Below are 25,698 nucleotides of genomic sequence, written 5' to 3'. Positions count from 1 at the left end.
TGTCACACCCAATAAGAGACGCGGGAACGGTAATTGCGCATCGCGACCAGGGCGAGGCCCCAGCCGACGACGGTGATGCCGAGCACCACGTACCAACTGTTGATGCTGACGGCCTGCCCGATCATCGGGGCACGCACGATCTGGATGAAGTGGAAGAGCGGGTTGCCGTAGACGTACGGCAAGGCCCACGAAACACCGTCGCGGGCGCCGCCCGCCATCAGCTGGTCGATCGGCCAGACGATCGGCGTCATGTAGAACAACAGCTGGATGAGCGAGTTGATCACCTGCGGGATGTCGCGGTAGCGGGTCGAGATGATGCCCAGCAGCAGGGTGACCCAGCCGGCGTTCAGCGCGAGCACCAAGATGCCGGGGATCGCGCTCAGCGAGTACCAGCCGAGGCCGGGGTGGCACAGTGCGCCCCCGACGCACTCGCCGCTCATCGCGTACGGCTGATCCAGGCTGGTGAAGAAGATCGCGACCACGATCACGTAGACGATCAGGTTGTGCGCCAGCATCAGCGTCTGCCGCCACACCGTGCGGAGGACGTACACCGAAAGTGGTGCCGGGAGCTGTTTGATGAGCCCCTCGTTGGAGATGAAGGTCTCCATGCCCTCGGACAGGCAGCCGCTGATGAAGCCCCAGATGATGAAGCCGGTGCTGATGTAGGGCAGGAACGTCGCCGTCGGCAGGTTGAACAACTGTGAGTACAGCAGTCCGAGGCCGAGCGCGATGACGCCCTGGCTGATGGTGATCCAGAACGGGCCGATCACCGAGCGGCGATAGCGCTGCTTGATGTCCTGCCAGCCGAGGTGTCCCCACAGCTCTTTGGCGGCGAAACCTGTCTTGATATCGGCGAACGCCCGCGAAAAGGTCTTGCTGTCCGAAATCGGTGGAACCGAGGTCGGCGAAGCACCGTCGTGGGCGTGAACCGTGCTGGTGGCATGCACGGGAACGAGGGTACCGATGGGGTGCGCGTTGCCTGGGCCGCCCCGGCCGGAGCCGGTAACGAGTCCCGCTCTGGTAACGGTGTGTGCGGCGTTACGATGCACGAATGCCGGTCCCCGACAGCACGACTTCGCCCGCGAAGTCTCCCCGGCGCGCACTGTATTACCTGGTCGCGCCGGTCGGTCACCCCAATTACGGTGATGAGCTCATCGCCGCCAGCTGGCTTCGGCATCTCGCCGAAACGGCTCCCGACGCGGATGTGTGGGTGGACACCCATTCACCGGGTCCCGCCGCGGTGCTGCTGGACGGCCTGCACCCCCGCGCGAAGTTCACCGACACGCTGTGGCGTCTCTGCTGGGAAGCCCCGGAAGACCCGTGGCAGGCGGCGGCGTGGGTTCGCGAGGCGGTGAACAACCCCGGGATGATGCCGCGGCTTCACCACGGGATCGAACTGCTGGCCTCGGTGGACGTCGTCCACGTCGTCGGCGGCGGGTACATCAACAAGCTCTGGCCCAAGCAGATCGGCCTGCTGGCCGGCGCGGCCGCGGCCGCCGAGCGCTCCGGTGGACGGGCCGCGATGACGGGCCAGGGACTGCTGCCCGCTTGCGACGACATCGCGCCTCTGCTGCGCGCGCTGGCCGACCGGTTCGAGGTCGTCGAGGTCCGCGATGACGCTTCGGCGGAATTGCTGGACGTGCCGGTCGGGCTGGACGACGCCTTCATCGGCATCGGCCCGCACCTGTACGGGGAGACCGAGGACGTTCCCGAGGTCATGCTGTGCCTGCAGTCCGACCTGGTCGAGGTCGGGGTCGGGAAGCTGGCGGGCGCGGTGCTGTCCATGCTGCGCGCGTGGAAGGTCCCGCCGGAGAAGATCGGCGTCATCGAGGGCGTGCCCCGGGTCGACCGTGAGGTGTTCGCCCTGCTCGAGCGCGAACTGCCTGGTGCCCGGTTCTATCCGTTCTCGCATATCTGGGCGCACGGGCTGCCGGTCTCGCCGGGGCAGACCTGGATCTCCACCCGGTTCCACCTGCACATGCTGGCCGCGTCGGCCGGAGCGTCGGGTGTAGCGGTCTCGATCCACCCCGACTACTACGCGACCAAGCACCGCTCGCTCGCGGCGCTCGGCTCGAACTGGACCCTGCTGGAGGATCTCAGCCAGGTCCCGGACCGGCCGGAAGCCGGCGGGTACTCACCGGAGGCCCTGGCGGGCTTCAAGAAGGCCAAGAAGGATCTGGCGAAGACGATCTACGCTCCCGTCGTCCGGCCGGAACCGGAACCTGAGCACCCAGCGGAAGCGAAGGTCACTCCGCTCCGTCGGCGGTGGGCGAGAATCATCCGAGGCTGATCGAGGACCGAAGGTGTCCTCGATCCTTCCTATGGTCGTTCCATGACCGAGGACATCACGCCGTTCACCGTCGCCGTCCCGCAGCGGGACCTCGACGATCTCGTAGCGCGCCTGGCGAACACTCGCTGGCCGGACGAAATCGACGGGGTCGGCTGGGGGCTGGGGACGCCGCTCGGCTATCTCCAGGACCTCGTCGAGTACTGGCGCCTTCGCTACGACTGGCGGGCCCACGAGGAGCGCCTCAACGGGTTTCCGGGTTTCATGACCGAGATCGACGGCGCGAACATTCACTTCCTGCACGTCCGGTCGCCGGAGCCGGACGCGATCCCGCTGGTGCTCACGCACGGCTGGCCGGGTTCCCTGGTGGAGTTCCTCGACGTCATCGGTCCGCTGGCGGATCCGCGGGCGTACGGCGGCGATCCCGAAGACGCGTTCCACGTCGTCGTGCCGTCGCTGCCCGGGTTCGGTTTCTCCGGCCCGACGACGGAGGCGGACTGGGGCTCCGATCGGATCGCCGAGGCGTGGCCGGTGCTGATGTCGCGGCTCGGGTACGAGCGGTTCGGGGTACACGGCGGTGACTGGGGCGCGATCGTTTCGCGGCAGGTGGGCGTCCGGTGCCCGGAGCGGGTGATCGGGGCGCACCTGACGATGCTGCCGAGCGCGGTGCCGGAGTCGGAGGCCGATCTCGACGGGCTCACCGGTGACGAACTGGCCCGGGGCGAGGCGGCGCTGGCACGCGGGCGGGAGTTCCAGTACGGCGAATTGGGCTACGCGATGATCCAGGCGACCAAGCCGCAAACGCTTTCCTACGGCCTGACCGACTCGCCCGCCGGGCAGCTCGGCTGGCTGGTGGAGAAGTTCAAGTCCTATTCGGACTCTCGTGACGTGCCCGAGGACGCGATCGATCGCGACGACCTGCTGACCAACGTGATGCTCTACTGGCTCACCGGGACCGCGAACTCGTCTTCACGGATCTACTCCGCGCTGGGGGCGGCCTGGGGCGCGCCGCCCCCTGAGTCCACCGTGCCCACCGGGGTCGCCGTGTTCCCGAAGGACACGGGACTTCCGATGCGGCACCTCGCCGAGCGCACCGACAACATCGTGCACTGGTCCACACAGGACCGAGGCGGGCACTTCCCCGGGCTGGAGGTGCCGGACCTGCTCATCGAGGATCTGCGGACGTTCTTCCGGCCGCTGCGCTAGCTCCCCTGGATGTCATGAAAGGGTCTTTCGGGACAAAATACGTCCTGAAAGACCCTTTCATGACACACACGTGCACCAGGCGTCAGAGGTACTGACCGGGGCCGTGCGGCTCGCCGGAGCCAGGCCCGCCCAGCCCTGTGACACCGCCCGCCGAAGGCCCGGCCGGCAGCCCGCGTCGCATCTGCTCCAGCTGCACCCGCGCGGCCATCTGCTGCGCGAACAACGCGGTCTGGATGCCGCTGAAGAGGCCCTCCAGCCAGCCGACCAGCTGAGCCTGCGCGATCCGCAGCTCCGCATCGGACGGCGTCGAGTCCTCTGTGAACGGTCGGACCAGCCGCTCGAGCTCGTCCTGAAGTTCGGGCGCCAGCGCCTTTTCCAGCTCGCGGATCGAGGTCTGGTGGATCTCGCGCACGCGGTTGCGGCTGGCGTCGTCCAGCGGCGCGGCGCGGACCTCCTCCAGGAGCTGCTTGATCATCGTGCCGATCCGCATCACCTTGGCCGGCTCTTCGACGAGGTCTCCGAGCGACTCGTCGTGCTGCTCGACCTCGCCCAGTTCGCCGGCGGAGCCGAGGCGCGCGGTGCCGACGGGGGTGCCGTCGGGCCCGACGACCACCACGTGGTGTGAAGAGTCTCCGCTGCCGTCACCGGGGGTGTTCGATTCGCGGAAATTGGGCTCGGTCATGTGCTCCATCCTGGCCTACGTGCGACAGAAAGCGCAGTGCGGTTTTCGCCACCGTCTCCGAGCGTAGCGGGAATCGTCGCGCCCTGTGGTCACGCACCCAACCCCGGGTACAGCGGCAAACCGCACGTCCGTACGGTGTCCCCATGGCGTTCGACGTCGCTCGTATCCGTGGGTTGTTTCCCGCGCTGGGTGACGGCTGGATTCACTTCGACGGCGCCGCCGGAATGCTCGTACCCGAACAGGTCGCTTCGGCCGTTTCGACGGCTATGCGCGCTCCGGTGTCCGGGCCGGGCGGAGCGTTTCCGGCCTCACAGCGTGCGGAAAGCATTGTCACGGCCGCTCGCCGGGCGGTCGCCGACCTGGTCGGCGCCGATCCGGCCGGAGTCGTGCTCGGGCCCAACGCGCCCGACCTGATCCGCCGCCTCGTCGACGCGATGGCCGATCGCTGGACGATCGGCGACGAGGTCGTCGTCTCCCGTCTCGACGAAGAAGCCAACCTCGCGCCGTGGCGCCGCGCCGCCAAACGTGTCGGCGCCGTCGTGCGCTGGGGCGAGATCGACATCGAGACCTGCGAGCTGCCCGCCTGGCAGTACGAGAACCTCGTATCCGCGCGCACGAAGGTCGTCGCGGTGACGCTGGCGTCCGGCTCGGTCGGCACCCGGCCCGACATCCCGACGGTCATCGAGTTCGCCAAGCGCGTCGGCGCGCTGGTCGTCGTCGACGCCACGTACGCGGCACCGTTCGTCCCGCTGGACCTCAACGCGCTCGGCGCCGACGTGATCGTCGTGTCGGCGCAGGCCTGGGGCGGCCCTTCGGTGGGGGCGCTGGTCTTCCGCGATCCCGAACTGCTCGAACGGCTCCCGTCGGTCTCGCTCGATCCGGCCGCCCGCGGTCCGGCCCGGATGGAACTCGGGCCGCACGCGTATCCGTTGCTGGCCGGGCTGATCGCGTCGATCGACTATCTGGCCGGATTGGACGACGCGGCGATGGGCTCGCGGCGCGAGCGGCTGGTGACGTCGCTCGGCTCGGCGAAGTCGTACCACGCGGGACTTCTCGCGCAACTGTCCACGGAGCTGCGTTCGCTGCGGCACGTCATGGTCATCGGCGACGCCATGCGCCGGATCCCCGCGCTGGCCTTCGCGGTCGCGGGCAAGAAGTCACCCGAGGTCGCGGAATACCTGGCGTCCCAAGGGTTGTGCGCCTTCGCCGACGACGGCACCAGCGGTGTCTTCGCTTCGCTGGGCGCCGCCGAGGTCGGTGGCGCCGTGCGGATCGGCCTCGCGCACTACTCGAACGTCTTCGAGGTCAACCAGCTCGTCAGGGTGCTCGAAGAAATCCGCTGACCCCCGCCGCGTTTCGTCCTCTAGTCGCGGTACTTGCGTGTGCAACTACCGCACCTAGAGGACTAATCGCGAGGGGGCGGGGTCGTCAGGACTTCGCGGCGAGCAGAACCTTGCCGAAAACGCTGCCTTCTTCCAGCGCCCGGTGCGCGGCCGACGCTTCGGCCATCGGCACGACCTGGCCGATGATCGGCTTCACCGAATTCTGTTCCACCAGCGGCCACAGCCGCTCCCGGACGTCGGCGACGATCGCCGCCTTCTGCTCCAGCGGCCGCGCCCGCAGACCCGCGCCGTAGACGCTGCCGCGTTTGCCCATCAGCTTGCCGATGTTGAGTTCACCCTTGACCCCGCCCATCATGCCGATGACGACGAGCCTGCCGTCCATGGCCAGCGCGTCGATGTTGCGGTCGAGGTACTTCGCGCCCATGTTGTCGAGGATGACGTTCGCGCCACCGGTCTCGGCGCGCAGGACCTCGACGAAGTCCTGCTCCTTGTAGTTGATCGCGATGTCGGCGCCGAGCTGGCGGCAGCTTTCGAGCCGCTCCTCCGAACCGGCGGTCACCGCGACCGTCGCGCCCAGCGCCTTGGCGACCTGGATCGCGTGCGTGCCGATCCCGCCGGCGCCACCGTGGACGAGCAGGACCTCGCCCTCGGACAACCGGGCGTGCATGACCACATTCGCCCAAACCGTGCAGGCGACTTCGGGCAGCCCGGCGGCCGAGAGCAATTCGACTTCGGCGGGCGCCGGAAGCAGTTGTCCGGCGGGGACGGCGACCTTTTCCCCATAGCCACCACCGGCGAGCAAAGCACAAACTTCGTCGCCGATTCGCCATCCTTCGACACTTTCGCCGATTTCGGCGATCGTGCCGGAACATTCAAGGCCGAGAATTTCACTGGCACCCGCCGGGGGCGGATAGTGACCTTGGCGTTGCAGCAGGTCAGCGCGGTTGACCGCGCTCGCGGCGACGTCGATGACGACCTCGCCCGGGCCGGCTACCGGATCGTCCACCTCTGTCCATTCGAGAACATCGGGATCGCCGGGCTCACGGATGGTGATCGCGTACATACAACCGACCCTATCTTGGTGTTCGGAAGTCCGCCGAACGTCGGTTGACCTCCGGGGAAAACCGCACAAAGGTGACGCTCATGTCATATTCGCGAAGAAGCATTGTTCCCTCGATCGTGGTGATGGCCACCGCCGCGCTCACGGTCGGAATGGCTCCCGCCGCCACAGCCGCCCCGAAGCTCGACGGCCCCGCGCTGGCCAAGCAGCTCGTCAACAAGGTCGACGTGAGCAACGTCAACCGGCACCTGATCGCGCTCCAGCGGATCTCGGACGCGACCGGTGGCCGCCGCGTGGCCAGCTCCGAGGGTCACAAGCGGTCCGCGGAGTACATCGCCACCAAGCTGGAGCAGGCCGGTTACTCGGTCACCCGGCAGGAGTTCCCGTTCACCTACGCGGAAACCCTCGCCGAGAAGCTGACGGTCGCGGGCGCCGACGTCCCGATCATCATCATGTCCTACAGCCCGTCGACGCCCGCTGGTGGAATCACCGCCCCGCTCGCGGTGGTCCCGGTCGACGAGACCAGCGGCTGCGAGGCGGCCGACTACGCGGGCGGCGTCACCGGCAAGATCGCGCTGATCCAGCGTGGTGGCTGCTCCTTCGCGCAGAAGCAGGCGACCGCGGCCGAGGCAGGCGCCCTCGGCGCGATCATCTACAACAACGTCCCGGGCCCGGTCAACGGCACCCTGGGCGACCCGGCCGCGGGCAAGATCCCGACCGGTGGCGTCACCCAGGCCGACGGTGAGGTGCTCGCGGGCAAGGCCGGAGCTTCGGTCACCCTCGACCTGCGTGCCCTTCAGGAGGCGCGGACCAGCTACAACGTCCTCGCCGAGACCAAGACCGGTCGCAAGGACAACGTCGTGATGCTCGGCGCCCACCTCGACAGCGTGTCCGAGGGCCCCGGCATCAACGACAACGGCACCGGTTCGGCCGCGCTGCTGGAGACCGCGCTGCAGCTGGGCAGCAAGCCCAAGGCCAACAACGCCGTCCGCTTCGGCTGGTGGAGTGCCGAGGAGTTCGGCCTGGTCGGCTCGACCCACTACGTCAACTCGCTGAGCTTCGAGCAGCAGCTCGACATCTCGCTGTACCTGAACTACGACATGATCGGTTCGCCGAACGCGGCGTACTTCGCCTACGACGGTGACGACTCCGACGCCACCGGTGCGGGCCCCGGCCCGTACGGCTCCGCGCAGCTCGAGAAGACCCTCGTGGACTACCTCGAGAAGGGCAAGGGCGTCCCGGTCGAGGGCACCGACTTCTCCGGCCGTTCGGACTACGGCCAGTTCATCGCCGTCGGCATCCCCGCGGGTGGCCTGTTCACCGGCGCCGAAGGCGTGAAGACCGCGGCGCAGGCGGCGAAGTGGGGCGGTAGCGCCAACGTTCCTTACGACAAGTGCTACCACCAGAAGTGCGACAACCTGGGCAACGTCGACCGCGTCGCGCTCGACCGCAACTCCGACGCCGTCGCCTGGGCGCTGGGCGTGTACGCGACCAGCACCGAGAACATCAACGGTGTGCCGGGTGGCAAGGCCGCGAAGGCCAAGGCCGTCCGCGCCGCCGAGCGTTCGAAGCAGCGGAGCATGACGGCTTCCGTCCACGCTGACGACCACCACGGTGTCGTCGCCGCGTAGTAGTTCCTTCAAGTGCCATGAACGGCCCGTTACTTGCAAATTTTGCAAGTAACGGGCCGTTCATGGCGTTCGGGACCGGTCAGCCCAGGCTGTTGGTCGCGAAGGTGTCGCACCGCGCGGGCTGACCGGTCTGGAAGCCGGTGGTGAACCACTTCTTCCGCTGGGCGGAGGTGCCGTGGCTGAACTTCGACTCGTCGACCCGGCCGCCGCCGAGCTTGGACTGGATGTAGTCGTCACCGATCCGTGAGGCGGTGTCCAGCGCGGAGTCGATGTCTTCCTGGCTGATCTCGCTGATCAGCGGCCGCCCGGTTTCGGTCGGCGTGGTCGTGGCGTGGTTCGCCCAGACGCCGGCGTAGCAGTCGGCCTGCAGTTCGAGCCGCACGGAACCCGACGTCGGCCCGCTTCCGGTGCCCTTCTTGGAGACACCGGTGAGATTCTGGACGTGGTGGCCGTACTCGTGGGCCAGCACGTACGCCTCCGCGAACGGCCCGCCCTGCGCGCCGAACCGCGTCCGGAGCTCGTTGAAGAACGCGAGGTCGATGTAGACCTCGGAGTCGCCTGGGCAGTAGAACGGCCCGACGTCGGACGTCGCGTTGCCGCAGGCGGTGTTCACGCCGCCGTTGAAGAAGTTGGTGACCGCTTTGCGGTAGGTCGACCCGGACCGCGAGAACTCCTGGCCCCAGTAGTCCTGGATCGAGTTGATGGTGGCGACGATGGCGCAGTCGTGGTTCCGGTTCGCGTCCGCGCCGGTCTTGCATTCCTGCGCCAGCGACGAGTTGTCCACCTGCTGCCCGGAACCCACGTCGCCGAGCCCGCCGAGCCCACCCGAAGCCGGGTTCAGGCTGACGCCGCCGAACTGGGACAAGAGGAAGTAGATGACGAGGCCCACCACACCGAGCCCGCCGCCGCCGAGTGCCACCCGGCCGCCGATACCGCCACCGCCACCGCCGCGCAGGTCCTCGACCTCGGAGGTGTCCAGGCCCGCGCCTTCGTCGAATCGCACGGGGGAAGCGTAACCGGATAGCCCCGGATATGCCTGGGTGCGGCCACTTCGCCATGGCCGCACCCAGGACTACCGAGGTTGTCTTGCTCTGATCACCGGTCGGCCGCGATCATCGGGCCGGCGTCCGGCACTGCCGAGGCGGTCCAAGAGGCCGCAATCTCGAAACAGGCTCGAGTGACGCCGAATGCGCGAGAATTGTCGAGCGCACCGAAGATGCCCGCGTTTCGTCGCTGTTCACAGTCGCGACCGACCCGGTTCTGTTCCGTTCCGATCGCGGGGACACAGCAGGCGGTCAACCGCGAGAATCACCCGCCATACCACCACCTTGACCTTTCCCGGCTGGGAGCAGGCCCGGCGAACTACCACGGTCCGCCCGATACTTGCCCGACCATCCGCTGACAAGAAGAATGCGCCTTTTCTCGCCGAGTCTCAACCTTTTCGTAACCCTCCTTCGGGCGAATGTTCCACCGTATTTTTCAAGGGCCGAATGTGACCGGTGGGTATGCGCCATCCGCGATCAAGGCTCTACGCTGCGTGGATGGCGGTGGAGCAGGAAGAAACGCGCTGGCTGACCGAGTCGGAGATGGTCGCTTGGCGCTCGTACATCGTCGCCACCATGCGGCTGCGGCAGCGTCTGCACCGTGAGCTGAGCGAGCGCCACGACGTCTCGCTCGCCGACTACGAGGTGCTGGTGTGCATTTCGATGCAGCCCGGCGACCGGATCCGGATGACCGACCTGGCGAGCATGCTCGGCTCGACGAAGAGCAGGCTTTCGCACCAGATGGTCCGCATGGAGGCCGAGGGGGTCATCCGCCGCACGCGGGACCCGGCGGACAAGCGCGGAGTCGTCGCGGAGCTGACCGAAGCGGGGGCCACGTTGTTGACGGGCGCGGCGCCGACGCACGTCGAAGGGGTGCGCGAGCACTTGATCGGCCTGATGAGCCCGGAGGAGCAGAAAGTGCTGGGCGAGGCTTTCGGGCGGGTGCTGGATCACCTGTCGGAGATCGACGGTCTTCCGCGCCTGCCGCCGCCCTAGCCGTACTCGGTCGTGAGTGATCCGGGTCGTTCTGACGACCCGGATCACTCACGACTCAAGACTGGCGGTAGCGGTGGGATTCGAACCCACGGAGGACAGAGCCCTCGCATGTTTTCAAGACATGATCCTTCGGCCGCTCGGACACGCTACCGCCATCGAGGATATCTGACGGCCGACGCCGGGAACGCTTCGGATCTAGTCGAAGTCCCAGTCGGTGATGATGCCCACGATGAGGAACAGCACCAAGAGACCGAGGACGATCGCGACGCCGATGTAGCCGATGATGATCGCCGCGAGCGCCATCCCCTGACCACCGGCTTCGCCGCGTTTGGCCTTCGAGTGCGCGATATGCCCCATGATGACGCCGATGACCGACGGCAGCCCGCTGCAGACGACGAGGCTGGCGATCGACACGATCAAGGCGGCGATCGCCAGGCCCTGGTCCTGCGGCGGCATCGCCGGTCCGTACCCGTAGCCCGGCTGCGGGTACGGCGATCCATACGGCGGTTGCTGCGGCTGTCCGTACGGCGGTTGCTGCTGACCGTAGGGGTCCTGCGGGTTCGTCACCGGCTCACCGTAACCGCCGGAACTTGGTTCAGGACGCCTGGCTCTTCGCGGCCTTCGCGGCGATGCGGGCCTGGACCTCCGGACGCCGCAGCGGCGGCACCGTGGGCGGCGGCTGGCGGCGGGCGGGCAGTTCGGTGAGCACCCGGCGGGTGATCGCCGTGATCTCGGCGACGGCGACCTCGAAGGGCTCGCGCGTGGTGTCCGAGAGGCTCTGCACCCCGGTCACCTTGCGCACGTACTGGCGGGCGGCGGCCTCGATCTCGTCCGGCGTCGCCGCCGGCTCCAGGCCTCGAAGTGTGGTGATGTTCCGGCACATACCCCGATCGTACTTCTGCCCACATACGCTTTCGTGCGCTTCGATCACACAGTCGGTTAGAAGCTGGCCTGCTTCGTTGACGCGGAAAAACGCGTTTGGGCACTCTCGGCGGAGTGCCCCTCAGACCTCGCTCACTCCGCCGTGCCCCCGCCGAGCCGGTTCTCGAACCGGCTGAGCATTCTCCGATTCCGGAACAGGTCTGGCAGCGCGTACCGATCGACGCGCTGATCGAACTCGTCACCGAGGTCTTCATCGCCCACGACCTGCCGTGGTCGCGGGCGCGGATGGCCGCCGAGGCCCTGTGCCACGGCGACCTCACCGGCGCCCCCGAGACCGGGGTCGCCGAACTCACCCGCCTCCACCTGCCGATGCTGGCCAACGGCATGGTGCGGCCGCGCGCGGAACCGCTGATGATCGCCGACCGGGGCGCCGCCGCCCTGATCGACTACCGCCGCGCGCCCGGTCTGTGGGCCGTCGGCGACGCGATGGACAGGGCGGTCTCCCGCGCCGGCCGGTACGGCGTGGGGCTGATGTCGGTCCGCGGCGTCGGGCCGTTCGGCCGGGCCGGGCATCACGCCGCGAGGGCGTTGCCGCACACCATGATCGGCCTGGTCATGGCGGCGGGCGGGGAACGCGGGACGGCCGCGAACCCGCTCGGGATGGCCGCTCCCGCGGGCGCGTACCCCGAATTCGTCCTCGACCTGGACGCGTTCTCGGACGTCGACAGCGCGGCCGTCGCGGGCTTCGCCCTGCTGGTCGAGATCTTCGCCGGTGTGCTCTCCGGCGTCGGCGATCACGACCACGACACCGGGCTCATGGTGATGGCCATCGCGCCGACGACCCTGCGCAGCGCGGACGGCTTCTACCGGGCCGCGAGCGCGTTGTTCGGGAGCCTGCTCGGCTGGGAGGGCGGGACTCCGGTCCGCTACCCCGGCTGGCGCGAGGCGCAGTACCTCGAACAGTGCCAGGCGCTCGGTGTGCCGCTGAACGAGCCGGTGCACCACGAACTCGAGGAACTCGCCAAGGCCTTGCGGCTGCCGCCGTTGCAGGGCCGCTAGGCGAGGACGACGCGGCCGCCTTCGCCGCCGACCTCCACGACGTCGCCGTTCGTCAGCTGACGGCCGCGCCGGACCTCCACCTCGCCGTTGACCGTGACCTCTTCGGCGTCGAGGAGGTCCTTGGCGTGCGAACCGTCCTCGGCCAGGTTCGCCAGTTTCAGGAACTGGCCGAGGCGGATCGGTTCGCCGGTGATCGGGACGTCGTGGATGCTCATGGGGAGATCATCCCCGTGCCTCCATCCGCCGGTACAACGCGGCCACGTCGGTGTCGAAGTAGCTGCTGTAGGACGTGTCCGGGTCGTCCCCGCCGTAGAGGTAGCCGCCGATCACGCCGACGACCGTGCCGAGTTCGGTCGCCGGGTCGGGGTCGGCCACCCACGGGCCGCCGCTGGTACCGGTCGAGAAACCGGGGCAGTCGACGCGCATCTGGTGGACGTCGGCCTGACTGCTGGCGCCCTGGCAGACGACGGGCTCCTCCAGTTCGTCCGGATAACCGGTCAGGGTGATCCGGTGTGCGAAACCGCCGGCGGTTTCCAAGGTGTTCGCGCCGGTGACGCTTTCCAGGGAGTTCGGATTGTCCGTCTGGTGCGCGGTCGCGAATCCGACATCGAAGTCGGGATCGGACGAATCGGCCCAGCCTTCGGGAACGACGGGATTCTCGACATCCCAGTAGCCATAAGGGGCGACGCCGTCGTGATAGCCGGGGGCGAACGAGATCCCCGCCGCGTATTCGCCGCCTTCGCCGTCGTGAAGGCAATGGGCGGCGGTGAGCAGAAGGTCGCCCGGGCCACTGTGGACGACGCTGGCGGTGCAGAAGTGCGAGCCGTCGACGAACAGGGCGCCGATCGCCGGGTTGATCCTGGCCGAAGTGGACCCCGCCGCCCCGGCCTCGGTGGCCTGCGGCGCGGAACAGCCCGCCAGGAGGGCGCACAGTGCGAGCATCCACGCGCGGCGACTCCGGTGCATCGCCTTCCCTTCGCAGTCCACAGCCTGGTCACAGATCACCATAAGTGTTCCGCGAACACAGCCGGAATCGATCCATGCACAGCAAGCTCACAGCGATCCGCCGGAGATACCCGTAGTATGTGTTACCTCGGGTAACGGTCTGTCGGGCAGGAGCGGGAATGAAGCGGTTCACGGACAAGGTCGCGGTGATCACGGGTGCGGGCTCGGGAATCGGCCGGGCGCTCGCGATCGAACTGGCGGGGCGCGGGGCCAGGCTGGCGGTTTCCGACGTCGACGCCATCCGCGCCGCCGAAACCGCCGCGCTCTGTGAATCAGTGTCGGCCGCGAAAGCCGGAGCGACCGTGAAGCCGTACGAGCTGGACGTCGCCGACCGGGACGCCGTTCTGGCCCACGCCGAGGCGGTCTCGGCCGATTTCGGGGGCGCCGACATCGTGGTGAACAACGCGGGGGTCGCGCTCGGCGCGACGGTCGAGGAAATGGCGTGGGAGGACTACGACTGGCTGATGGGGATCAACCTCGGCGGCGTGGTCAACGGCACCAAAGCGTTTCTGCCGCAGGTGATCGCGTCGGGTGACGGTCACATCGTCAACGTTTCGAGTGTGTTCGGCTTCATCGGCGTGCCTACGCAGAGTGCCTATAACGCGGCGAAGTTCGCGGTGCGCGGGTTCACCGAGGCGCTGCGCCAGGAAATGCTGATCGCCCGGCATCCGGTCAAGGTCAGTTGCGTGCACCCTGGCGGCATCAAGACGAATATCGCCCGCGACGCCCGCGGTGTCGAGGAGCGGGACATGGACAAAGCCGCGGAAGGATTCGAAAAGATCGCGATGACCACGCCGGAGAAGGCCGCTCAGACCATCGTGAGGGGTATCGAACGGGGGACGGCCCGCATCCTGATCGGACCGGACGCCTATGTCTTCGACGCGATTCCGCGTCTGCTCGGGGCCTATTACCAGCGGCCGGCCGCGCTTCTGGGGCGGTGGGGGATGCGAGGTCTCCGGAAATGAGAGGAGAGGCCGCTGAACGGAGTAACCCTCCGTGATCCGGATGGTCTGGGCATAACTCGATCGGGGTGCGTTACTTACGGCAGCGTCGGAAATGCACCACAATGCTCAGGATTCGTGTTTCCCCTTCCGGAGGTCCCCATGCCGCGCGCCGCCCAGCGCAGTCCGTCGACCGATGCCGTGTTCCGTGACGAAACGGCCTGTGTTGAAACGGTGGAGTTGCTGGACCGGACGGGGATCATCGCGGCCAGCCTGCCGAAACGGCGGCGGAGCCCGGAGAACGTGCCGCCGCCGCTGCCGGCCCGGACCCCGGTCTGCGAACCGGTCGTCGACCAGGACCTGCGGCCCAAGGCCGTGGTCATCCACCGCCGCGCCAGGTCCTGGCTGGTCGGTGGTGCCGGGGTCGCGCTGCTCGCGATCGGCTGGCTCGCCGGCACGTTCACGCTTCCGGCGCCGGTCGACGACGCCCTGCCCGCGCAGCCATCGCCGGCGGTGGCGACCCAGCAGGCCGCCCCGCAGGCGCCGGCCGTGCCGCCCGCGCCGCAGGCCGCCCCGGTGACGGTCTTCGTCCCGGTCACCGTGAAGCAGCCGGCACCCGCGCCGAAGAAGAAGGCCGCCAAGGAACGGGTCGTCGCCTTGCCGCCGGCCCAGACTCGGCCGCCGGAGCAGCCGCGTAGCGACCTCGGGCTGACCACCCGGCCGCCCGAGGCGATCGCCGAGGACTTCGAGGACATGATGAACTCCTCGATGGCCGGCTCCATGGCGATGCAGATGGCGCAAGGGATGGTCGTCTACAGCTCCGGCCGCTGATCAGCCCCAGAGCGGCCAAGGTGCGGCCGTCTCTCCACAGTGGACACAGACGTACGTCGTGGGCTGGATGGCCGCTGACAGTACGGAAGTGATCGACTACCGTGAGCCATGGGGGAGGGCTCATGGAAGAGGGGGATTCCACACGGGGCACAGGTTTCAAGGCCGCTTTCGCGGTCGGTGAGTTCCGTGCGCTGTGGGCGGCCGAGGCGCTTTCGCAGGCCGGTGACCAGCTGGCCAGGGTCGCGCTTTCGGTGCTGGTCTGGGAAAGAACGGCGTCGGCGGGGCTGACCGGGCTCACCTATGGCCTGACGTATCTGCCGACACTGCTCGGGGGAACGCTGTTCGCCGGGCTGGCCGACCGCTATTCGCGGCGGACGGTGATGATCGTCTGCGACCTGTTGCGCGCGGTGGTCGCCGCGCTGATGGCCGTTCCGGGTACGCCACTGCTCGTTCTGGCCGTACTGCTGGTGATCCTGACGATGGCCGGCGGACCGTTCCGGGCGGCGCAACTCGCGTTGCTCCCGGACGTCCTCGAAGGCGAACGCTACGTCGCCGGTCTCGCCGTCCGCACGATCACCATCCAAACGGCACAACTGGCCGGATTCGGCGGTGGCGGTCTGGTGATCGGGCTCGTGAAACCCCAGTGGGGACTGGTGATCGACGCGGTGACCTTTGTGGTCTCGGCGCTCCTGGTGTCCACAGGGGTCCGTCGTCGCGCACCCGCCGCCGCCGCGGAATCTTCGGTGAAAAGCAGGCTGGTACGGGCTTTCAGTGGTGACGGCGCCCGGGAACTGTGGCGGGTCAAGGGAATCCGGGTGCTCTTCGGGCTGAAGATGCTCGCCGGCTTCGCCATCGCGCCGGAAGGGCTCGCCGCACCGCTCGCCGGGGAACTCAGGGCGGGGAGTTTCGCGGTCGGGCTCATTCTCGCGGCGGATCCGGTCGGTTCGGTAATAGGATCGTGGATCTTCACGAAATGGGTCCCGGCGCGACGGAAAACGCGAATAGTGGGCATTCTCGCCCTGGCATCCGTGGTGCCCTTGGTCTTTGTCTTCTTTCGCCCTTCGCTACCGGTCTGTCTCGTGCTGATCGTGCTCAGCGGAGCCTTCGCGGCGCCCTATCACCTGCAGGCCGTCGCGCTGATGGCCCGCGCGGTGCCGGACGGGGTCCGGGCGCAGGTGATGGGCCTGACCTCGACGAGTTTGGTGACGGTGCAAGGAATCGGGATCATGCTGGCGGGTGCGCTCGCCCAGCTGACCGGGCCGTTCGTGGCCGTCGGGGTGGCCGCGGCGGTCGCCGTCGCGTCGGCGGGCCCGATGGCGATAGCGTGGAAACGCGCCATCGCCACCGGGCCGGACGTATGGCTCCCGACGGGGAGCCGGACCGGCTGAATTGGTGGGATCAGTCCTCGCGACCGTTCATGATGGTCCTCCCTCCCACTGCTCCATCTGTGTGTTCCGGAATTGCCACGAGCCACCCTCAGTACCACCTCGGATACATTGAAATGTGTAGGGAGGGGGCCGATGACGATGATTATGGGGGATGCAGAACTCGCCGGAGAAGGGGCCGGTACACGTCTGAGAACCTGGGCCGGACACTGGGAGCTATGGTCCGGACCACGGGGGGTGCCCGCGATTTTCCTTGTCGTGGAAGCACTTGCGGCAGCAGTCGCCGTAATGGCACTGCTCCGATCGAACTATGAGACTACGGAATTCGTCCTATTCGGATCACTGCTCGGGCTTGCTTTCCTGCAAGCGGAGCTTTCCCGTTCGGTGGAACGGCTGCGGCGCAGTATCTGTGACACGCCGCATATCAACATGACGTCGGTCTGGACCTTCGCTGGGGTGCTCGTCCTGCCGCCGGGACTCGCCGTCACCCTCGGACTGCTCGTCTACCTGCACCTTTGGCTGCGGGTGTGGCGCGGGATGAGCCACCGGCCGGCGTACCGCGTCGTGTACTGCGCGGCGGCGATCGTGCTTTCCTGCCTGGTGTCCGGCACCGTCGTCGCCGGCTGGAACGGGCTGCCCGTCGGCTTCGCCGGGTCGCTGCGGATCGTGGAGGCGGCGGCCGTGTTCACCGCGGCCAACGCGATCATCGTGGCGCTCTCGGTGTACCTGCACACCGGCGGCCGGTCGCCGCGGTCGCTGTTCGGCGGCAGCGACGACAACCTGCTGGAAGTGACCACTCTGGTGCTGGGTGCCTCGACCGCGCTGGGCCTGGTGCACGCGCCCGGGCTGGTCCCGTTCGTCCTGGTGCCGGTGCTGGTGCTGCACCGCAGCGTGCTGGTGCGGCAACTGGAGATCGCGGCGAACATCGACGGCAAGACCGGATTGCTCAACGCGTCCGCGTGGCATCTGCTGAGCGAACGGGAGCTCTCGTCGGCCGCGCGGGCGAAGGGGACGCTCGGGGTGCTGATGCTCGATCTCGACCACTTCAAGCAGGTCAACGATGTGTACGGCCACCTCGCGGGCGACGCCGTGCTCAAGGTCGTCGCGACGACCATCACCGACCACGTACGCGACTACGACTCCGTCGGGCGCTTCGGTGGCGAAGAGTTCGTCGTGCTGCTGCCCGGGGCGTCGGAGACCGAGGTGATCCCGGTGGCCGAGCGGGTCCGGCAGGCGGTGATGGCGATCGAGGCCGAAGTCCCGACGGCTTCGGGGCCGAAGGTGGTTCGGGGGCTCTCGGTGTCGATCGGCGTCGCGGTCTACCCGTCCGGCGGCGCGGTCCTGGAGCGGCTCTTGCACGTCGCCGACTCCGCGCTCTATCAGGCGAAGAACAGCGGCCGGAACCGCGTCGTCAGCCTCGCCTGAACCCGACGCCATTAGTCCTCTACTTGCCTCGACGTGGCCAGGCGCCGGAAGGCGTTCACCGCAAGTAGAGGACTAATGGCGTCGGGCGTCAGTCGGTGTCCATCGCGTCGGGATCCTTCTTGCCGGTGTCCAGGTCTCCCCAGCCGCCTTCGCCGGTCTGGTACTTGTCCCGGTCGGCCTGGCTCGGCGCCGGATACGAGTCGTGGATGTCCTTGAGCTCGTCGTCGTACGACTTCTGCGTCGGCCAGTCGCCGGTCCGCGCGGCGTCGCGGGCGGCGTTGAGTTCCTTCGCGTCGTGGCTGCTCAGCGACGGTGTGGACGAGTTCTGGTCCGGGCCGGTCGCGTAGTCCAGGCCCTTCCCGTTGTCCTTCGCCTTGTCGACCATGTTGCGGTACGAGTCGTCGGCGATGTTGCCGCCCACGGTGTCCTTGGAGTCCTTGAACTCCTTCTGGTGCCCGTAATCCAGCTGGTTGAGCTGGATCGCCGTGTTCGGGTCGCCCGATTCCATCGCGTTGCGTTGTGAATCCCGGTACGACTGCGCGGTGAACCCGGAATCGGCTGTGCGGTTGCTGGTGCCGGTGCCGATATGCGCGCGGTGGGACGCCAGGTCCTCCTGGTAGGCCCAGGCGTGGTTCTCCAGATTCTTCTGCTGGTTGCCGGTACCGCGCCCGTCGCCACTGCCGCGTCCGAGCACCTCGTAGCCGATGGGGTGCTCCGACTGGTGGGTGTCGCCGCTGACCTTGTCCTTGCCGTCGTTCTTGAGGTCGTTGTCGAACTTCTTCGTGAGCCGATCCTGCTCGCGCTTCTTCGCGCCGTGCGTGCCGTCGGCGTAGGACTGCTTGGGCTGCTTGGGTTTCTTCGGCCCGGGTGTGGGCTTGGGCTTGGTGATCCCGTTGTTGCTCGGCGATTTCTTCTTGCGGCCGCCGCCCCCGCCCTTCTTGCCGCAGGGCGCCACCGGCGCGAGGCCGAGCGGGTCGACGAACTCGGTCGGGTTGCCGACGTAGGCCAGCGAGTCCGACGCCGGTTCGAGGCCGAGCGGGTCGTGCGAGAGGTACCGCCCGGTGTCCGGGTCGTAGTAGCGGTTGAAGTTGTAGTGCAGCCCGGTCTCGAGGTCGTGGTACTGGCCCGGGAACCGCAGCGGCGTGTACGCCTGCCCCGGCGGGGAAAGCACCTTGCCCCACAACGTCGTGTGCAGATGCCAGGCCACGTTCCCGGCGTCGTCGAGCAGTTCACTCGGCGAGCCGACGAGGTCGGTGACGATGGCGTAGAACCTGGCGTCCTGTCCCGGGATCCGTTCGGTCTGCGTGATCGGCCGGTCCGCGCCCGGTTCCCACTCCCAGACGACGGCGGTGCCGCCGCGGACCTCTTCGGCGAGTTCCGTGCCGTCCCAGGTGAAGTCGGTCTGGTCGGCGACCCGGCCCTGCGCGTCGATCTTCTGCTTCGAGATCCGCCGCCCGAGCGCGTCGTAGCGGTACACCCAGCGCTCACCGTCGGGGGTGACGACGCCGGTCAGCCGGTTGTCGGCGTTCCACTGGTAGGTCCAATCGCCGCCGAGTTTCCGCCGTGCGGCCGTCCGGCCCTCGCTGTCGTGCAGGTACGACGTCGAACCGGCGCCGGTCACCAGGGTGCCCTGATAACGCCGCGGTCCGATGGCGGGATCCGCGCCCGGCCAGCCCGCCTGCGTGATCGCGCCGGCGAGGTTGTAGCCGTAGCTTTCCCGCCAGCCCTGGCCCTGGACGTCGACGACGCGGCCCGCGCGGTCGACGTTCAGCGTCCTCGGCCCGGAAAGCAGATCCGTGATCGACGAGACGAGCCCGTCGCGCAGGTAGCCGTACTCGCGGCGCTGCACCACGCCCCGGCCGCCCGAGACGGTCTGTGCGGTCAGCCGGTTCGAGGCGTCCCAGGCCTGCCGCAGTTCCACCGGCGTGCCGTCGAGGCGCCGCAGCACCTCGCGTCCCGCCTGGTCGTACTCGAAGCGCAGCGTCCGTCCCGCGGTCCGCAGCGCGATGGGGTGATCCACGGCGTCGTAGGTGAAGAACGACTCCGCGCCCGACGGCGTGCGGCGGGCGATCCGGCGGCCGTTCGCGTCGTACTCCGACCGCACGACCCGGCCGTTGAGGGACTCCGCGACGATCCGGCCCGCGGCGTCGTAGGTGAAGGTGACCTCGGAATGCGCGTTGCGCGCGGAGGTCATCCGGTCGGCCGCGTCGTAGGTGAACACGGCGACGTCGTCACCGGAACGCCGGGTGACGGCCCGGCCGAGCGCGTCGCGTTCGATCGTGACGGTCTGGCCGAGACTGTTGCCGCGCGACACCAGCTGCCCTGCGGCATCGTAGCCGTAGCGGGTGGTGCGGCCGTTGAAGTCGGTCTCGTCGATCAGGTTCCCGGCGGGATCGTAGGTGTAGCGCCAGGAAAGTCCTTGCTCGTTGGTGACCGAGACGAGCCGCAGTTCGGTGTCGTACACAGAGGACAGTCGATCGCCGTCGGGGCCGATCTCGGCGGTGGGCAGGTCGAAATGCGAGTACTCGGTGCGCACCGTGAGCCCGCGGGCGTCCACGGATTCGTCCGAATTCCCTTGCGCCGTACGGTTCCAGCGCCATACCGCGCCGTCCGGGTCGATCTGCTCGCTGAGTTCGCCGAAGCCGTCCCAGGCCGTCCGGGTCACCCCGCCGAGCGGGTCGGTGACCGAGGTCGTCCGGCCGAGCTCGTCGTAGGTGTACCGCGTGATCGCGCCCAGCGGATCGGTGATGGAGAGCGGCAGCCCGGCGGGGTCGGACTCGATCACCGTGACACCGCCGAGCGCGTCGGTCACCGAGGCGACGTTGCCCGCCGCGTCGTAGCTGTAGGAGGTGACGGCGCCGGTGGGATCGGTGGTGCGCAGGAGTTTTCCGCGCTCGTCGTATTCGCGCCGCCAGATCGCGCCGTCCGGGCCGACGTAGGCGATCGGCCGGTTCCGCGCGTCGTACTCCGCGAGTGCCCGGCTGCCGTCCGGCTGGTTCACGGCGAGGACGTTGCCCGCCTCGTCGAGTTCCCAGCGCGTCGTGCGGCCCAGCGGGTCGGTGCGGCTGAGCAGTTTCCCGAAGCGGTCGAGTTCGAAGCTGGTGGTGCCGCCGAGCGGATCGGTCTCCGCGATGACCCGATGCTGCTCATCGAGCCGGTAGCGAAGGACGTGCCCGAGCGAGTCCGTGACCGTGGTGACCAGGTTCTCCCGGTCGTACTCGATGCCGACGTCGAGGAAGCCGTCGGTGCCCTGCGCGCGCACGACGCGGCCGGCCGCGTCGAAGCCGTACCGGTACCACCGGCCGTTGACGTCTTCCCAGCGGACGATCCGGCCGTCGGCGTCGTAGGTGAACCGCAGCGGCGTGCCGGTGGGATCGGAGACCTCGACCAGACGGCGACGCTCGTCGTAGCGGTAGGTCCGGAGCGCGGTTTCCTTGCCGGGCAGGCGAAGCGCGGTGATCAGGCCGCCGTTCGACTCGATGAGGAGCCGGTAGCCCGAGGAGTGCTCCAGTTCGCGGGGGACGCCGTTGTCGTCGTGGTGCAGGACGATCCGGTTCCCGTCGCCGTCGGCGATCTCGCGCAGCGGAAGCGTGTCACCGTTGCCGGAAAAGAAAAGAACACTGTCCGAAGTGGATACCACATAGCCGTCGTCCACGCGGGACAGCGGAAGACGCGGGCCCAGCGCGGGAAGTACCGGAGCGTCGGACATCGGGACCGGGTACGTCAGCAGTGAACCGTCCGCGAGCGCGAGGTGCAGGCCGTCGGCCTCGACCTCGATCCGCTGGTCCACAGTGGACGCCCAGGACTCGCCGAAGAACCGGCCGAGCCGGTACGACGAAAGATGCGTGCGGGAAACGATCAGCGGCAGGACGCCGGCGAACTCGACGTCGTCCTGCGTCAGCATCATCTCGCCGGTGGCGACGTCGATCGGGTCGCCGCAGTCGAGGCGTTTGTCGATCGGGACACTGTTGCCGGGATCGGTGTTCTTGTCCTTGATCCGGTTGTCCGGCGCGGGTGAGGGGCCGCTCCGGTCACGCGGCGGAGGCGGAGTACCGGACGGCGTGGTCGAACCGTCGGGAGTGTCGTTCTTGGGCGGAGGCGGGGGATCCGACTTCGGCGGCGGAGGCGGAGGCGGAGGGTCGGATTTCGGTGGCGGCGAACCGGACGGCGTCGTACTACCCTCGCCGCCCTTGTTCCCGTCGGGGCTGCCCTTGGGTGTCGTGCCCTCGTCCAGCTTGTTCGGCTTCGGCGCGGGCCCGCCCTTGCCCGGCTGCAGCTTCTTCAGCGCCTTCGCCGCGTCGGCGAACAGGTCGTCCGCCCGCTTCAGCAGCGGCATCAGCGACTGGAGCGCTTTGACCGTCTTCTTCGTCAGGTTCGCGATCTTGCTCGCGGTCTTCGCCACCGCGTTGACCACCTGCGGGACCACCCAGGTCAGCCCGATGCCAAGGGTGAACAGCACCTGCAGCGCCCAGCTGATCATGTGCCCGATCAGCTCGGCGATGATGTCGCGCACCAGCGCGCGCACGGCCGCGACGACCTCGCCCGCGGTCTTCACCCCACTGGAAGCGCCTTCACAGCCTTGCTTCGCCGCGTCCAGCAGCGTGGCCGTGTCCTTGGCCCGCTCCCGGTAGGCGTCGGCGGAGACCCCGGTCCAGCTCTGGAGATCGGCGGAGACCATGTCCGCCAGATCCGCCCCGACCCCGCCGAGTTCGGTCGCGATGTTCTTCCAGGTCTCGGCGTTGGCCCCGATCTCGTCGGCGTTGCCGGTGAGCGCGTCGAGCGCCTCCTTGAGCGGGCCGACGTGCTCCATCAGCCAGCCGACGCCGTTCGCGAGGATCGCGCCGAACGGGTCCATCGCCATCGACAGGGCGTCGAGCGCGGTCCCGACTGCGCCCAGCGCCACCGCCGCCCAGTCGCCGCTTTCGATGGCCGACTTCAGATCGAACGCCGACTCCAGAAGAGAGGAGCCGGTGTACGCCTTCGTCGAGTCCTTTACTTCGGCGACCAGGGGGTTTGCCACGAGGACCTTCTTCGTAGATCAGGAACGGCGGGTCTCACCAGGGCGAGTTGCCTTCGTCGTCAGGGGCTTCGTGGCGTCTGTCGCGAGGTGCTTGCGACGGCGGAGGCGGTGGGGTGTCCGCGGACGGTGCCGGGGGAGCGGGCGGCGGAGGCGGAGGCGACTCGTCGTCCTCGATCTCGGGGAAGCGGCTGCGCAGGGTGCCGAGCATCAGCGCCCTGGTCTCCTGGTCCTCGTCGCCGAGCGATTCCTGCATCACCTCGGCGACCTGGCCGGAGATCCCGGACTGCGCCTTGTGCATGGTCGTCAGGATCTGCCGGGACAGTTCCTCCAGCGGATACGTCCTGGCCTTGTTGCTGAACTCCAGGTCGGTCACGCCGCCGTCCGCGCCGACGGTGACCTTGACGGCACCGTCCGAGGTGGACGCGGTCAGCCGCAGCTGCTCGGTCCGCTCCTGCGCGGCCGCGTAGCGCTGGGCCTTGTTCTCCAGCCCTTCGGCCCACTGGTCCAGTCGTCGCTGGGCCTCGTCGGGGTCCCTCATCAGGTCCCCGAGCCCGTTCGCGCCGGTCAACTCTTCCCTCCGATGTTCAGTGCCGCGAAGTCCTTGTTGAACGGCTCGGCGTTGGCCGTGTCGCCCTCGGTATAGGACTTCGCGGCGGTGCGGACATTGTCCGCCGTTGCCTGGATGCCCTCCGAGGCGGCCTTGATCGCCTCCGCCGCACGCTCGCCGGTCGGATTGACGATCGGCGGCAGGAACGCGCACAGCAGGCCGTATGCGTCATCCGACATCGCCGAACCGGTCGCGGCGTGCGCGGTGCCCAGCCGATCCACGAGTCCTTCGAGATGGCTCGCGTGCGCGGTCAGGTCGTCCGGGTCTACCTCGAAAGTGCCGGTCACTTCCAGTCCTTGTTCTTCCAGTCGCCGATCACCGGCGGTGCGACGACCTCGTCCGCGGAGAAGAACGACGGGTCGTCGGATTCGACGTAGTCGGCGATCTTGTGCTCTTTGTCCTCGTCGCCCTGGCCCTTGTTGGCGGGCGCCATGCCGCCGCCCATCGGGCCCATCCCGCCGGGTGTCCCGGCCTTGCCGGAGCCCGAGCCACGGCCCGCGGCCGCCTCGGCGTCCATCGCGCCCGCGCCGACGCCGCCGCCCATGCCGAGCGAGCCCGTCGACCTGCCAGCGCCGCCCAGGCCAGAACCGCCGACACCCGAGCCGCCCGCTCCGGAACCGCCGACGCCGCCGCCTCCAACACCACCGCCGCCGAGACCGCTACCGCCGCCGGGGAAGTTGGGCAGCTTCGGCGAGCCTGGGCCGCCGAGCGGGCCGCCCTTGACGGTGCTGCCGTCGGGGATCGTGGGAGGTCCGCCGAGCCTGTTGAGGATGTCGCCGTTGATACCGCCGGTGCGGCCGATCGTCGGGATGTTCGGCCTGACCGGGGACGGCCCGCCGTACGGCCGGTTCTGCCCGTCCGGCCCGTTCGGGAAAGGCATGTTCGGCGGGGTGAACGGGGTCCCGCCGCTGCGAGGGCCGCCGTCGGGAATGGTCGGCATCTGCACGTTCGGCGGCTGGTACGACGGGGACGACGACGGCGGGGTGTAGCCCGACGTATGCGTGCCGTCCTCGATCTTGGGCAGGTTGGGTGCCGACGCCGCCGCGGGACGGTAGCCGTCGCCGCCGGTGGGCATGTCCGGGAGGGTGGGCATGTTCGGGTTCGAGCCGGGGCCTCCGCCGCCGGGGCCACCACCAGGCCCGCCACCGGGTCCACCGCCACCGGGGATCCCGCCCGAGGGACCGTTCGGTGCGTTGAACGGCGACAGGTTGCCGGGAGAACCGGGCCCGCCCTGGGGCGACCCGTTCGCCGAAGCGGCGACGCCGTCGGCGCCCACACCGTCCGCTCCCACACCGCCCACGTTGAAGGGGCTGGGACGCTGCGTTCCGTCGGCGTTCACGGGCGAGTTGGGGTCCTGAAGCGCATGGGCGGGCGAGCCCGCGCCACCACCGGCGGGGCTGCCCATCAGCCGCGGGCTCGCCTGCGCGGACGGCAGCTTCGGCGGAGCCGGGAACGCCGGGGTGGCGATGGCCGAGCCGACCGTGGTGTCGAACTGCGTCATCACCTTCGACGCCTGCTCGCGCGCGTCCTGCTGCTTCTTGAAGGTCTCCAGATCCTGCCCGAGCTGCGACATGTACTGGTACGGGTTGGTGATCGTCTGCAGGTTGGCGTTGGCCTCCTGCACGTTGAACGGCACCGGCGGGTTCGCCGCCATCTGCTTCTGCGTCTCGTTCAGCGTCTGCGAGTGGATCTGCTGCTGACGCCCGGTCAGCGTCGAGCCGTTCGCGGTCGAGCCGAGCCACTTGCCGACCCCGACGAGGTGTTCGCGGGCCGCGTCGCCGCCCTCGCCCTGCCAGTTCGAGGTGCTCGCGTTGATCGCCTTCGCCAGGTCGCGCTGGTGGGAGGCCAGGTCGTTGCCGACCCGGACCCACTCCTCGGACGACTCGCCGACCACGGCCGGGTCCGCGTCCTGGACGATGGCGGCCTGCATCTGTTCGTGGGTGGCGTTGCCCCAGACGGTGGCCGGCGGCTGGCCGGGGCTGCGGATCTCAAGGTCCTTGTCGAGACCTTCGCGCGCGTTCTCCAGCTGCTTTTCGTACGCCTTCTGCGTGAACATGTCCTTGAAGCCGTTGAGCGGAGTGTTGCCCCAGCCGAGGATGTTGAACAGGAGGTCGGTCCCGGCCGAGGCCCCCGCCCGGATCTCGTCGCCGGACTTGGCCTCGTCCGCCAGCGCGAAGTAGTACTTGGACGACGAATCGGCCGTGATGTCGTAGAACGGGCTGTTCGGGTCGTAGTCCGGGGAGTCGGGATCGGAGACCTTCGTGGTCTGCTCCGCGAGGTCGGTCACGGGTCTCT

At 68.6% G+C, this 25,698-nt stretch carries 22 protein-coding genes and 1 tRNA gene; 10 read left to right on the top strand and 13 right to left on the bottom strand.

Features of this window, described 5'->3' with window-relative positions; genetic code table 11:
* Window positions 1–2 precede the first annotated feature (2 nt).
* Window positions 3–947: an ABC transporter permease gene (locus tag ACLJRL_RS23960; protein ID WP_410658490.1), complete on the bottom strand. Its 945-nt coding sequence runs from the start codon at window positions 945–947 to the stop codon at window positions 3–5.
* A 104-nt stretch (window positions 948–1,051) separates the two neighbouring features.
* Here ACLJRL_RS23960 and ACLJRL_RS23955 point away from each other — a divergent pair, with 104 nt between their 5' ends.
* Window positions 1,052–2,290 (top strand): polysaccharide pyruvyl transferase family protein, encoded by a 1,239-nt coding sequence (locus ACLJRL_RS23955; RefSeq protein WP_410658489.1) that lies wholly within the window; start codon window positions 1,052–1,054, stop codon window positions 2,288–2,290.
* A 42-nt stretch (window positions 2,291–2,332) separates the two neighbouring features.
* Window positions 2,333–3,493 carry an epoxide hydrolase family protein gene (locus ACLJRL_RS23950; protein ID WP_410658488.1) on the top strand — a complete coding sequence of 387 codons (1,161 nt, stop codon included), beginning with the start codon at window positions 2,333–2,335 and terminating at the stop codon, window positions 3,491–3,493.
* An 82-nt stretch (window positions 3,494–3,575) separates the two neighbouring features.
* Here ACLJRL_RS23950 and ACLJRL_RS23945 read toward each other — a convergent pair whose 3' ends face one another.
* Window positions 3,576–4,184, bottom strand: coding sequence for a bacterial proteasome activator family protein (locus ACLJRL_RS23945; protein ID WP_410658487.1), 609 nt, complete (start codon window positions 4,182–4,184; stop codon window positions 3,576–3,578).
* 134 nt (window positions 4,185–4,318) lie between these two features.
* Between ACLJRL_RS23945 and ACLJRL_RS23940 the strand changes: the two genes are divergently transcribed.
* Window positions 4,319–5,518: a cysteine desulfurase-like protein gene (locus ACLJRL_RS23940; RefSeq protein ID WP_410658486.1), complete on the top strand. Its 1,200-nt coding sequence runs from the start codon at window positions 4,319–4,321 to the stop codon at window positions 5,516–5,518.
* Between the two features lie 85 nt (window positions 5,519–5,603).
* Here ACLJRL_RS23940 and ACLJRL_RS23935 read toward each other — a convergent pair whose 3' ends face one another.
* Complete coding sequence (locus ACLJRL_RS23935) at window positions 5,604–6,581, bottom strand: NAD(P)H-quinone oxidoreductase (RefSeq protein WP_410658485.1); 978 nt, start codon at window positions 6,579–6,581, stop codon at window positions 5,604–5,606.
* A gap of 80 nt (window positions 6,582–6,661) precedes the next feature.
* Between ACLJRL_RS23935 and ACLJRL_RS23930 the strand changes: the two genes are divergently transcribed.
* A complete protein-coding gene (locus tag ACLJRL_RS23930) occupies window positions 6,662–8,209 on the top strand; it encodes a M28 family metallopeptidase (RefSeq protein ID WP_410658484.1) in 1,548 nt (515 codons plus the stop codon).
* Window positions 8,210–8,288: 79 nt separating this feature from the next.
* Here the strand turns inward: ACLJRL_RS23930 and ACLJRL_RS23925 are convergent, their stop codons facing one another.
* Window positions 8,289–9,212, bottom strand: coding sequence for a neutral zinc metallopeptidase (locus ACLJRL_RS23925; RefSeq protein ID WP_410658483.1), 924 nt, complete (start codon window positions 9,210–9,212; stop codon window positions 8,289–8,291).
* 538 nt (window positions 9,213–9,750) lie between these two features.
* On the opposite strand from ACLJRL_RS23925, the gene ACLJRL_RS23920 reads away from it, so the two are divergent.
* Window positions 9,751–10,248, top strand: a complete 498-nt coding sequence (locus tag ACLJRL_RS23920) for a MarR family winged helix-turn-helix transcriptional regulator (protein ID WP_410658482.1) — start codon at window positions 9,751–9,753, stop codon at window positions 10,246–10,248.
* 62 nt (window positions 10,249–10,310) lie between these two features.
* Here the strand turns inward: ACLJRL_RS23920 and ACLJRL_RS23915 are convergent.
* The 3 genes from ACLJRL_RS23915 to ACLJRL_RS23905 form a co-directional block, all read right to left on the bottom strand.
* Window positions 10,311–10,399 (bottom strand) — tRNA-Ser (locus ACLJRL_RS23915).
* Window positions 10,400–10,443: 44 nt separating this feature from the next.
* Window positions 10,444–10,815 (bottom strand): DUF4190 domain-containing protein, encoded by a 372-nt coding sequence (locus ACLJRL_RS23910; RefSeq protein WP_410658481.1) that lies wholly within the window; start codon window positions 10,813–10,815, stop codon window positions 10,444–10,446.
* 28 nt (window positions 10,816–10,843) lie between these two features.
* Window positions 10,844–11,131: a DUF2277 domain-containing protein gene (locus ACLJRL_RS23905; RefSeq protein WP_410658480.1), complete on the bottom strand. Its 288-nt coding sequence runs from the start codon at window positions 11,129–11,131 to the stop codon at window positions 10,844–10,846.
* Between the two features lie 113 nt (window positions 11,132–11,244).
* Between ACLJRL_RS23905 and ACLJRL_RS23900 the strand changes: the two genes are divergently transcribed.
* The gene (locus ACLJRL_RS23900; protein ID WP_410658479.1) at window positions 11,245–12,189 is read left to right on the top strand and encodes an Ldh family oxidoreductase; all 945 of its coding nucleotides are present in this window, start codon (window positions 11,245–11,247) and stop codon (window positions 12,187–12,189) included.
* On the opposite strand, the gene ACLJRL_RS23895 is transcribed toward ACLJRL_RS23900, so the two are convergent.
* Window positions 12,186–12,404: an RNA-binding S4 domain-containing protein gene (locus ACLJRL_RS23895; RefSeq protein ID WP_005149665.1), complete on the bottom strand. Its 219-nt coding sequence runs from the start codon at window positions 12,402–12,404 to the stop codon at window positions 12,186–12,188. The two genes, ACLJRL_RS23900 and ACLJRL_RS23895, sit on opposite strands and share 4 nt — an antisense overlap.
* Window positions 12,405–12,411: 7 nt before the next feature.
* Entirely contained in the window at window positions 12,412–13,155 is a 744-nt protein-coding gene (locus tag ACLJRL_RS23890; RefSeq protein ID WP_410658478.1) for a trypsin-like serine peptidase, read from the bottom strand.
* Between the two features lie 158 nt (window positions 13,156–13,313).
* On the opposite strand from ACLJRL_RS23890, the gene ACLJRL_RS23885 reads away from it, so the two are divergent.
* The 4 genes from ACLJRL_RS23885 to ACLJRL_RS23870 all read left to right on the top strand — a co-directional run bounded on the left by ACLJRL_RS23885 (window position 13,314) and on the right by ACLJRL_RS23870 (window position 17,776).
* Window positions 13,314–14,159 carry an SDR family NAD(P)-dependent oxidoreductase gene (locus ACLJRL_RS23885; RefSeq protein WP_410658477.1) on the top strand — a complete coding sequence of 282 codons (846 nt, stop codon included), beginning with the start codon at window positions 13,314–13,316 and terminating at the stop codon, window positions 14,157–14,159.
* A 138-nt stretch (window positions 14,160–14,297) separates the two neighbouring features.
* A complete protein-coding gene (locus ACLJRL_RS23880; protein ID WP_410658476.1) occupies window positions 14,298–14,966 on the top strand; it encodes a hypothetical protein in 669 nt (222 codons plus the stop codon).
* Between the two features lie 122 nt (window positions 14,967–15,088).
* Window positions 15,089–16,354 carry an MFS transporter gene (locus tag ACLJRL_RS23875; RefSeq protein WP_410658475.1) on the top strand — a complete coding sequence of 422 codons (1,266 nt, stop codon included), beginning with the start codon at window positions 15,089–15,091 and terminating at the stop codon, window positions 16,352–16,354.
* A 381-nt stretch (window positions 16,355–16,735) separates the two neighbouring features.
* The gene (locus ACLJRL_RS23870) at window positions 16,736–17,776 is read left to right on the top strand and encodes a GGDEF domain-containing protein (protein WP_410658474.1); all 1,041 of its coding nucleotides are present in this window, start codon (window positions 16,736–16,738) and stop codon (window positions 17,774–17,776) included.
* An 88-nt stretch (window positions 17,777–17,864) separates the two neighbouring features.
* Here ACLJRL_RS23870 and ACLJRL_RS23865 read toward each other — a convergent pair whose 3' ends face one another.
* From ACLJRL_RS23865 to ACLJRL_RS23850, 4 genes are read right to left on the bottom strand one after another with little or no spacing between them, the layout of a single operon-like run.
* Window positions 17,865–22,796 (bottom strand): RHS repeat-associated core domain-containing protein, encoded by a 4,932-nt coding sequence (locus ACLJRL_RS23865; RefSeq protein WP_410658473.1) that lies wholly within the window; start codon window positions 22,794–22,796, stop codon window positions 17,865–17,867.
* A 34-nt stretch (window positions 22,797–22,830) separates the two neighbouring features.
* A complete protein-coding gene (locus ACLJRL_RS23860; RefSeq protein WP_410658472.1) occupies window positions 22,831–23,364 on the bottom strand; it encodes a YbaB/EbfC family nucleoid-associated protein in 534 nt (177 codons plus the stop codon).
* Complete coding sequence (locus ACLJRL_RS23855) at window positions 23,361–23,690, bottom strand: type VII secretion target (protein WP_410658471.1); 330 nt, start codon at window positions 23,688–23,690, stop codon at window positions 23,361–23,363. Before ACLJRL_RS23855 ends, ACLJRL_RS23860 begins: the two co-directional genes overlap by 4 nt.
* Entirely contained in the window at window positions 23,687–25,690 is a 2,004-nt protein-coding gene (locus ACLJRL_RS23850; protein ID WP_410658470.1) for a hypothetical protein, read from the bottom strand. The genes ACLJRL_RS23855 and ACLJRL_RS23850 overlap by 4 nt, the downstream gene beginning before the upstream one ends.
* Window positions 25,691–25,698 lie beyond the last annotated feature (8 nt).

Source organism: Amycolatopsis sp. lyj-112 (assembly GCF_046549055.1).
Taxonomy (GTDB): Bacteria; Actinomycetota; Actinomycetes; order Mycobacteriales; family Pseudonocardiaceae; genus Amycolatopsis.
This window is presented reverse-complemented; position numbering and strand designations above follow the sequence as displayed.

Bases quoted from the DNA above. Each gene is read 5' to 3' on its own strand.
- ACLJRL_RS23955 (WP_410658489.1), top strand. From the start codon at position 1,052: ATGCCGGTCCCCGACAGCACGACTTCGCCCGCGAAGTCTCCCCGGCGC.
- ACLJRL_RS23950 (WP_410658488.1), top strand. From the start codon at position 2,333: ATGACCGAGGACATCACGCCGTTCACCGTCGCCGTCCCGCAGCGGGAC.
- ACLJRL_RS23945 (WP_410658487.1), bottom strand. From the start codon at position 4,184: ATGGAGCACATGACCGAGCCCAATTTCCGCGAATCGAACACCCCCGGT.
- ACLJRL_RS23940 (WP_410658486.1), top strand. From the start codon at position 4,319: ATGGCGTTCGACGTCGCTCGTATCCGTGGGTTGTTTCCCGCGCTGGGT.
- ACLJRL_RS23935 (WP_410658485.1), bottom strand. From the start codon at position 6,581: ATGTACGCGATCACCATCCGTGAGCCCGGCGATCCCGATGTTCTCGAA.
- ACLJRL_RS23930 (WP_410658484.1), top strand. From the start codon at position 6,662: ATGTCATATTCGCGAAGAAGCATTGTTCCCTCGATCGTGGTGATGGCC.
- ACLJRL_RS23920 (WP_410658482.1), top strand. From the start codon at position 9,751: ATGGCGGTGGAGCAGGAAGAAACGCGCTGGCTGACCGAGTCGGAGATG.
- ACLJRL_RS23905 (WP_410658480.1), bottom strand. From the start codon at position 11,131: ATGTGCCGGAACATCACCACACTTCGAGGCCTGGAGCCGGCGGCGACG.
- ACLJRL_RS23895 (WP_005149665.1), bottom strand. From the start codon at position 12,404: ATGAGCATCCACGACGTCCCGATCACCGGCGAACCGATCCGCCTCGGC.
- ACLJRL_RS23890 (WP_410658478.1), bottom strand. From the start codon at position 13,155: ATGCACCGGAGTCGCCGCGCGTGGATGCTCGCACTGTGCGCCCTCCTG.
- ACLJRL_RS23885 (WP_410658477.1), top strand. From the start codon at position 13,314: ATGAAGCGGTTCACGGACAAGGTCGCGGTGATCACGGGTGCGGGCTCG.
- ACLJRL_RS23880 (WP_410658476.1), top strand. From the start codon at position 14,298: ATGCCGCGCGCCGCCCAGCGCAGTCCGTCGACCGATGCCGTGTTCCGT.
- ACLJRL_RS23875 (WP_410658475.1), top strand. From the start codon at position 15,089: ATGGAAGAGGGGGATTCCACACGGGGCACAGGTTTCAAGGCCGCTTTC.